The following is an 8,340-nucleotide window of genomic DNA, read 5'->3' on the forward strand; positions in this document are numbered from 1 at the left end:
CCCAGCGCGGCCGCGGCGGTGGCGCGCGAGCCGGCCGGGTCCGCGGTGCGCGCGACCACGAGGTCGGCGACCTGGCGCCGCAGCGGGAGGCCGGTCACCACCGCGCCGGGCAGCGGCGTCCCCGGGAACGTCACGGCGACGGACCGGGCCCACCGGGCACCCAGGCGGTTGGCCAGACCGGGCCGCGCGTTCTGCTCGTGGATGACGACCGGGACGCCCCGGCGGCGCGCGGCGAGGTAGGCGGGGGTCGAGACGTAGCCGCCGAAGCCGACGACGACCTGTGCGCCGGTCGAGTCGATTGCCTCGCCCGCCGCCGCCACCGCGCTCCGCAGCCGGCCCGGGAGCCGCAGCCAGTCCGGGGTGGGACGGCGGGGCAGCGGCACGCGCGGCACCTCGACGAGCGGGTAGCCGCGCGCGGGGACGAGGTCGGCCTCCAGCCCGGTCGCGGTGCCGAGCACCGTCAGCCGCGTGCCTGCGTCCCGGGAGCGCAGCTCGTCCGCGACCGCCAGCAGCGGGTTGACGTGGCCGGCCGTCCCACCGCCCGCCAGGAGCACCGAGGCCAGCCGCTCAGTCATCGCTCACCTGCCCCGCGCGCCGGCGCTCGCCGCGGTCCGGGCCCGACGGGCGTCCGACCACCGCGAGCGAGCGCCGCACCATGCTCGCGCGCGCGGAGAGCGCCTCCTTCGCCCCGGGCTCCGTCCGCGCGAACGAGACGAGCACGCCGATGGCGATCATCGTGGTGATGAGCGCCGACCCGCCCGCCGAGACGAGGGGAAGCGGCACGCCGATGACGGGCAGGAGACCGATGACGACGGCGATGTTGATGAGCGCCTGGCCGAGGATCCAGGCCCCGATGGCACCGGTCGCGACCTGGACGAAGGGGTCGGGGTGCCGGCGGATCAGGCGGGTGACCGCGATCGCGAGCACGGCGAACAGCGCCAGCACGAGTCCCGTCCCGAGCAGACCGAGCTCCTCGCCGAGGATCGCGAAGATGAAGTCGTTGTGCGCCTCGGGCAGGTAGGACCACTTCTCGCGGCTCTCGCCGAGGCCCCGTCCGGTCAACCCGCCGGACGCGAGGCCGTACATGCCGCGCGTCGTCTGGTAGCACGCACCGAGCTGGTCGCAGTCGTCGCTGAAGAAGGCCTCGATCCGTGCGATGCGGCTGATGTTCAGCTGGGCGAGCCCGACGACCCCCGCCGCGGCGAGGACACCGGCGAGCGCGAACATGCGCATCGGCACGCCCGCCACGAAGAAGGCGCCGGCCACCAGCGTGAGCAGCACGATGCCCGTGCCGAGGTCACCGCCCGCCAGGACGAGCCCGACGGCCGCCAGCGCCACGACGACGGCGGGCAGGAGCACGTGCATCCACTGGTCCAGCAGGTGGCGCTTGCGCGCGAGGACCGTGCCGAGCCACACCGCGAGGGCGAGCTTGACCGCCTCCGACGGCTGCACCTGCACCGGGCCGAGCGGGAGCCAGTTCTTGTTGCCGTTGACCTCCTCGCCGACGAGCACGGTGAGGACCTGCAGGCCCGCGGCCCCGATGAGCAGCGGCCAGGCCGCGCGGCGGTAGAACGCCACCGGCATGCGGCTCGCGAGCCACGCGAGCGGCAGGCCGACGAGGGCGAACTGCGCCTGCCGCAGGAAGATGCCGTACGGGGAGGCGCCCTTCGAGGCGATGAGAGCGTCCACGCTCGAGCTCGACAGAACCATGATCAGGCCGAGCGAGAGCAGCAGCCCCGACGCACCCAGGATCAGGTAGTAGCTCGTGACCGCGCTGTTCCACTGACCGAGGACCGAGGTGCGCGTGTCGTCGGCCGTCTGGACCGCCACGGCTCAGCCCGCCGTCGGGGCGTCGGGGGCGAGCTCCCGCACGGCGTGGGCGAACGCGTCCCCCCGCTGGGCGTACGACGCGAACTGGTCCATCGAGGCGCACGCGGGCGCCAGCAGCACGGTGTCGCCCGGACGGGCGAGCGAGCGTGCTGCGGTCACGGCGCGGGTCATCACGGTCCCAGTGTCGGCCGGATCGATCGCGACGACGGGGATTGCGGGCGCGTGTCGGGCCAGCGCCTCGCGCCACGGCTCCTGGTCGACGCCGATGAGCACGACCGCCCGCAGCCGGTCCGCCCGGTCGCGCACGAGGTCCTCGAACCGGGCGCCCTTGGCCAGGCCGCCCGCGACCCACACGACCGTGCCCGGCGCGAAGGCGGCGAGCGACGCCGCCGCCGCGTGCGCGTTCGTGGCCTTCGAGTCGTCGACCCACTGCACGCCGTCGAGCGTGGTCACGTGCGCGATCCGGTGCGCGCCCGGCCGGTAGTCCCGCAGCCCGTCGCGCACCGCCGACGCCGGCACGCCGTGGGCCCGCGCCAGGGCGGCCGCCGCCAGGGCGTCCGTGACGACGTGGGCCGCGAGGCGGCCGTCCGGCCCGGCGAGGTGCGCCAGGTCCTGCGTCGTGCCGAGCTCGGCGGCCGAGCGTGCCCGCAGCGGGTCGTCCGCCGCCGCGTGGAACGCGCGGTCGACGAGGATGCCGTCCACCAGCCCCAGCTGCCCCGGCCCGGGCGCGCCCAGCGTCAGGCCGACGGCGCGTGCGCCCTCGGTGACCTCGGCCTCGCGGACCATGCGCTCGAGCAGGGGGTCGTCGGTGCCGTAGACGCAGGCCACCTCGACCCCCGTGTAGATGCGCGCCTTGTCCGCCGCGTAGGCCTCGAACGAGCCGTGCCAGTCGAGGTGGTCGGGCGCCACGTTCAGGACCGCCGCGGCCTGGGCCGCCATGGTGTGCGTGTAGTGCAGCTGGAAGCTCGAGAGCTCGACCGCGAGCACGTCCACGTCGGGGTCCGTCGCGGCCGCGACGACCGGCGTGCCGACGTTGCCGACCGCCGCGACGCGCCGGCCGGCGGCGCGGAGCACCGACTCGAGCATCCCGACCGTCGTCGTCTTGCCGTTCGTGCCCGTGAGCACGAGCCACGGGGCGGGCCCGAGGTCGCCGCGCTCGGCGCGCAGCCGCCAGGCGAGCTCGACCTCGCTCCACACCGGCACGCCGCGTGCTGCGGCGGCGGACAGCACGGGGCCCGACGGCGCGAACCCCGGCGAGGCGACGACGAGGTCGACGCCGTCGAGGTCGACGTCCTCCTGCGAGGCCACGTCCGCCTCCGGCGCCCGCGCGTCGAGCGTGACGACATCGGGCGGGTCCGGCAGGGCACGCAGCGCCGCGAGGACCGCGCGCCCGGTCACCCCGAGGCCGAGCACGAGCACCCGGCGTCCGCCGAGGTCCAGAGCCACTACCCGGCCACCCACTCCGCGTAGAAGATGCCGACGCCGACCGCCACGAAGAGCCCGGCGATGATCCAGAAGCGGATGACGATCGTCACCTCGCCCCAGCCCGACAGCTCGAAGTGGTGGTGCAACGGGGCCATCTTGAAGACCCGTCTGCCCGTCATCTTGAAGAAGCCGATCTGGATGACGTCGGACAGCACGATGAGGACGAACATCCCGCCGATGATCGCCGCGAGCACCTCGGTGCGGGACAGGATCGACAGGCCCGCGAGCGCGCCGCCGAGCGCGAGCGACCCGGTGTCGCCCATGAAGATCTTCGCGGGCGACGCGTTCCACCACAGGAAGCCGAAGCAGGCTCCGGTCACGGCGGCCGCCACCACGGCGAGGTCGAGCGGGTCACGCGTCTCGTAGCACCGCGGCCCCGCCGTCGCGAGCTCCTGGCACGTCTGGTTGGACTGCCACACGCCGACCAGGACGTAGGCGCCGAACACGATGAGCGAGACGCCCGTCGCCAGGCCGTCCAGGCCGTCGGTGAGGTTCACGGCGTTCGACCACGCCGTGATGAGGAAGTTGGCCCAGATGATGAACAGGATCAGGCCGACCGTCGGCCCCGCCCAGGCGAGGTCGATCTGCGTGTCGCGGACGAACGAGATGCGGGTGGACGCCGGGGTGCGGAAGTTCTCGTTGGGGAACTGCAGCGCGAGCGCGGCGAACGAGATCCCGACCAGGCCCTGGCCCACGACCTTCCAGCGCGCCGAGAGCCCCAGGCTGCGCTGCCGCGAGATCTTGATGAAGTCGTCCAGGAACCCGACGACCCCCAGGCCCGTCATGAGGAACAGCACCAGCAACGCGGAGGCGCTCGGCCGGTTGCCGGTGACCAGCCCGGCTCCCGCCCAGCCCAGCAGGGTCGCGACGATGATGACGACGCCACCCATGGTCGGGGTGCCGCGCTTGGTGAAGTGCGCCGTCGGGCCGTCCTGGCGGATGAACTGGCCGTACTGCTTCTTGACCAGGAAGCGTATGAACAGCGGCGTGCCCAGCAGCGCGATGAGGAGCGAGAGGCCGCCGGAGATCAGGACGGTTCTCATCGGCCCACCCCGCGTGCCACGTCCAGCACGGGCGCGAGCCCGCCGCCGGTCACCAGGACCACGTCGCCCGCACGCAGCTCCCCCGCGAGCCAGTCGGCCGCGGCGGCCGCGTCCGCGACCACGCGCGACTCCTCACCCCAGGAGCCCTCCTGGAGGGCCCCGGTGTGCACCGCCCGGACGGCGTCGCCGACCGCCACGAGCCGGTCGACGTCGAGCCGCACGGCCAGCCGGCCGACGCCGTCGAGCTCGTCGACCGGCGGGGCGCCCGCCAGCGTCCCGACGACGGCGATGCTGCGTCCCGTGCCGGCTCGCGTCACCAGCTCCCGCAGACCGGCGCGCACGGTGTCCACCGTCGCGCCCGCCGTCTCGTCCAGGACGGTCACGTCGGGCACCGTCGTGTCGGGCACCGTCGTGTCAGGCACCGTCGTGTCAGGCACCGCGAGGGCGGCCGCCGCCTCGAGGAAGACGTCGCGGTCGTTGTAGCGGTGGAACACGCCGGCGATCTCCTGGGTCGGCTCGTGGCCCTTGCCGGTCACGATGACGGTGTCCTGCTCCCCCGCGAGCCGCACGGCCGTGCGCAGCGCCTCGGCGCGCGGCTCGACCTCGTGGACGTCGGCAAGGTCGGGCCGCACGGCCCGCACGCCCTCGAGGATCGCGGCGCGGATCGACGCGGGCGGCTCGGACCGGGGGTTCTCGTCCGTGACGACCAGGACGTCGGCGAGCCGGGCGGCGATCTCGCCCATCATGGGCCGCTTGCCGCGGTCGCGGTCGCCGTCGGACCCGAACACCACGACGAGCCGGCCCGGGGTGATCGGACGCACCGCCTCGAGGGCGAGCACGAGCGCGTCGGGCGTGTGGGCGTAGTCCACGAGGCACAGGGGAAGGCCGGAGCCGCGCTCGACGACGCGCTCCATGCGCCCCGGGACCGCGGACGCGCCCGCGACGCCCGCGACGGCGTCGGCCAGCGGGACACCGGCCCGGTAGGCGGCGACGATCGCGACGGCCGCGTTCGACACGTTCACCAGCCCCGGCAGAGGGCTGACCGCCTCGAGCCGCTCGCCGCCCGGGCCCGTGAGCACGAACGTCGAGCCGACGCCGTCGAGCCCCACGCTCGCCTCGCTCACGCGCCAGTCCGCGACCGCGGCGCCCGCCGAGTCCTCGCGCGTCGCCACCGAGTCCACCGGGATCTGTGCCTGCGCCGCGAGGCGGACGCCCCACTCGTCGTCGACGCACACGACGGCGCGCCGGGCGTGCCCGGGCGCGAACAGCCGCGCCTTGTCGCGGAAGTAGCCCTCCATGTCGCCGTGGAAGTCCAGGTGGTCCCGCTGCAGGTTCGTGAAGACCGCCACGTCGACCTCGAGGCCGCCGACGCGCTCGAGCGCGAGGGCGTGCGAGGAGACCTCCATCGCCACGGCCGTGGCCCCGCGCTCGCGCATGAGGGCGAACAGGCCGTGCAGGACGGGCGCCTCGACCGTCGTGCGGGGGCTCTCGATCGCCTCGGCGCCCACCCGGAGCTCGACCGTGCCGACCACGGCGGTGGTGGCGTGCGCGCGGCGCAGGGCCGCGTCGACGAGGTAGGACGTCGTCGTCTTGCCGTTGGTCCCGGTGATGCCGACCACCGTGAGGTGCTCGGCGGGGCGGTCGTAGAACCAGGCCGAGAGCTCGCCGAGGAGCGTGCGCGGGGAGGCCGTCGGCCCCCAGACCAGCACGGGCACCTCCTGGGCCGCCGCGCCGAGCAGGTCGAGCCCGGCGGCGTCGGTCAGGACCGCCGCCGCCCCGGCCGCGACGGCGGCGTCGGCGTAGCGCGCACCGTGCGAGCGGAGGCCGGGCAGGGCGACGAAGAGGTCCCCCGGAAGGACGTCGGCGGAGCCGACGGCGACACCCGTCACCTGCACGTCCACGTCGTCCGCGCGGCCCCGAGCGGACGCGCCGCGGGGCGCGCGCTCGAGCCCGAAGCGGGCGGCGAGGTCGGTGAGGTGACGCGTCGGGCGATGCTCGGGCCGCATCCGGCCCTGGGGGGACGTCACGGACCCGAATCTACCGGTGTCCGCGCCGGGCGCCGCGCCGGAGCCGCGTCCGAGCACTCGTCGAACCGCCCCACGCTCACTCCCACGTGGTCGCGAAGAGCTCCGGCGGGGTGCCGCTCGGCGGGATGCCCAGCGAGCGCAGGGCGTGCGCGGTCACCTCGCTGAAGACGGGTGCTGCGACGTCGCCGCCGTAGATGGAGGACTTGGGGTCGTAGAGCGCCACGTTGACGGCCAGGCGCGGCTCGTCCGCGGGGGCGATGCCGACGAACGACGCGACGATCTTCTGCACGCCGCCCTCCTCCCACGCCTGGGCCGTCCCCGTCTTGCCCGCGATGCGGTAGCCGGGCACCGCGGCGTTGGACCCGGTGCCCTCCGCGACGGCGCTCTCGAGCATCCGCAGCACCGTGTCCGCCGTCTCGGGGCTCACGACCTGGACCGGCTCGCTCGTCGGCGTCGGGTGGAACGTCCCGTCCGCGTCGTACGTGCCCGCGACGACGTGCGGCTGCACGCGCAGCCCCCGGTTCGCCAGCGTCGCGAACACCTGGGTGCTCTGGAGCGTGGTGACGCCGACGCCCTGGCCGAACAGCACGGCGTAGGCGGTGCGGCCGTCCCAGTCCTCCGCGTCGTGCAGGAGGCCCCGCGACTCGCCCGGCAGGCCCACGCCGGTCTTGGTGCCGAAGCCGAACCTGCTCATGTAGTCGTGCCGCACCTGCGGGGGCAGGTTCTGCCCGACCATGACGGTGCCGGTGTTGGACGACTGGGCGAGGATCCCGTTGAGGGTCAGCTTCTCGTCCGGGTGCTCGTGCGAGTCCTTGAACGTCTGCCCGTTCGGGGTCGTGTACTGGTACGGGACGACGTACTGCGACGTCGGGGTCGCGATCCCGGTCTCGAGCGCCGCAGCCATCGCGACCACCTTCGCCGTCGAGCCGGGCTCGTAGACCGCGGCCACGGCGCGGCTCGCGGCGGCGCTCGTGGGGGCGTTCGGGTCGGTCGTCCCGGAGTCGGCGAGCACCAGGATCTCGCCCGTGCGCACGTCGACCACCTGGACGACGCCCCACGCGGCGCCGGTCGCGGCGACCTGCTCGTCGAGCGCTGCCTGGGCCATGTGCTGCAGGTCGCGGTCGATCGTGAGCTGCACGTCCTGCCCGGGCACGGCGGGGACCAGCTCCTCCAGGCCACCCGGGATCCGCTGGCCGCGCGCGCCCTGCTCGTACGTCTCCGAGCCGGGACGCCCCGCCAGCACGTCCTCGAACACCTGCTCCAGGCCGGCCTGGCCGAAGCCCTCGCCACCCACGAAGCCGACGATGTTGCCGCCGGTGGTGCCCTCCGGGTAGAGCCGGTCGGTGGTCCGCTCGCCGGAGATGCCGGCGATCTGCAGGTCCCGCACCTGGCGGTAGACGTCGGGGGTGACGCCCTTGCTGAGGTAGACGAACTTGTCGGTGCCCATGAGCTTGAGGGCGAGCGACTGCGGGTCGACGCCCAGCATCTCGCCCAGCCTGGTCGCCGCCTCGAGGGCCGCGGTCTCGAGCGCCCCGGGCTCGTCCGGCACCACCTGGCCGAACTGCTCCTGGTTCACGACGAGGTCGTAGCGCTCGACGGAGGTCGCGAGGACGTCGCCGTCGCGGTCGAGGATGTCCCCACGGTCGCCCGGGATGGCGACGGTGTGCAGCCGCTTGTCCATCGCGACGGCGGCGATCTCGGCGCCCTGGAGCCCCTGGACGTAGACGAGCCGCCCCGTGAAGAGGACGAGGAGCGAGAGCGCCAGCCCGAGCAGCACCGTCTGGCGACGGCGCGGGGTCCCCGTCCGGGGTGGGGGCAGCGTGACGACGCGGGGCGCGGCGGCGCGGGCGGCGGCCGGACCCTCGCCCGCCCGGGTTCGTGGGCGTGCCACCGACGGCCGCGGCGTGACCCGCGTCCCGCGGGACGCGGACGCGTTCGCGCGCGTGGGCGTGGGC

Annotated in this window: 6 protein-coding genes; all 6 read right to left on the bottom strand. The window is 74.8% G+C overall.

The window, feature by feature from the left end; translation table 11 throughout:
* The coding region (locus tag IDM29_RS12635; protein WP_188037588.1) for a glycosyltransferase at positions 1 to 575 on the bottom strand (575 nt) is incomplete at its 3' end.
* Entirely contained in the window at positions 568 to 1,830 is a 1,263-nt protein-coding gene (gene ftsW, locus IDM29_RS12640; RefSeq protein ID WP_182113648.1) for a putative lipid II flippase FtsW, read from the bottom strand. The genes ftsW and IDM29_RS12635, both read right to left, overlap by 8 nt.
* Positions 1,831 to 1,833: 3 nt before the next feature.
* Positions 1,834 to 3,276 carry a UDP-N-acetylmuramoyl-L-alanine--D-glutamate ligase gene (gene murD / locus IDM29_RS12645; RefSeq protein WP_255491825.1) on the bottom strand — a complete coding sequence of 481 codons (1,443 nt, stop codon included), beginning with the start codon at positions 3,274 to 3,276 and terminating at the stop codon, positions 1,834 to 1,836.
* Positions 3,276 to 4,358: a phospho-N-acetylmuramoyl-pentapeptide-transferase gene (gene mraY / locus IDM29_RS12650; protein WP_182113646.1), complete on the bottom strand. Its 1,083-nt coding sequence runs from the start codon at positions 4,356 to 4,358 to the stop codon at positions 3,276 to 3,278. Before mraY ends, murD begins: the two co-directional genes overlap by 1 nt.
* Positions 4,355 to 6,385 carry a UDP-N-acetylmuramoyl-L-alanyl-D-glutamate--2,6-diaminopimelate ligase gene (locus IDM29_RS12655; RefSeq protein ID WP_220458028.1) on the bottom strand — a complete coding sequence of 677 codons (2,031 nt, stop codon included), beginning with the start codon at positions 6,383 to 6,385 and terminating at the stop codon, positions 4,355 to 4,357. The genes mraY and IDM29_RS12655 overlap by 4 nt, the downstream gene beginning before the upstream one ends.
* Positions 6,386 to 6,461: 76 nt before the next feature.
* Positions 6,462 to 8,340: penicillin-binding protein 2 (locus tag IDM29_RS12660; RefSeq protein ID WP_255500231.1), on the bottom strand; the 1,879-nt coding region annotated here is incomplete at its 5' end.

It is taken from the genome of Actinotalea sp. JY-7885 (assembly GCF_014525465.1).
In the GTDB taxonomy this organism is placed as follows: domain Bacteria; phylum Actinomycetota; class Actinomycetes; order Actinomycetales; family Cellulomonadaceae; genus Actinotalea.

What these genes read in the sequence shown, in the direction of transcription:
- mraY (WP_182113646.1), bottom strand. Translation starts at nt 4,358, where the DNA reads ATGAGAACCGTCCTGATCTCCGGCGGCCTCTCGCTCCTCATCGCGCTG.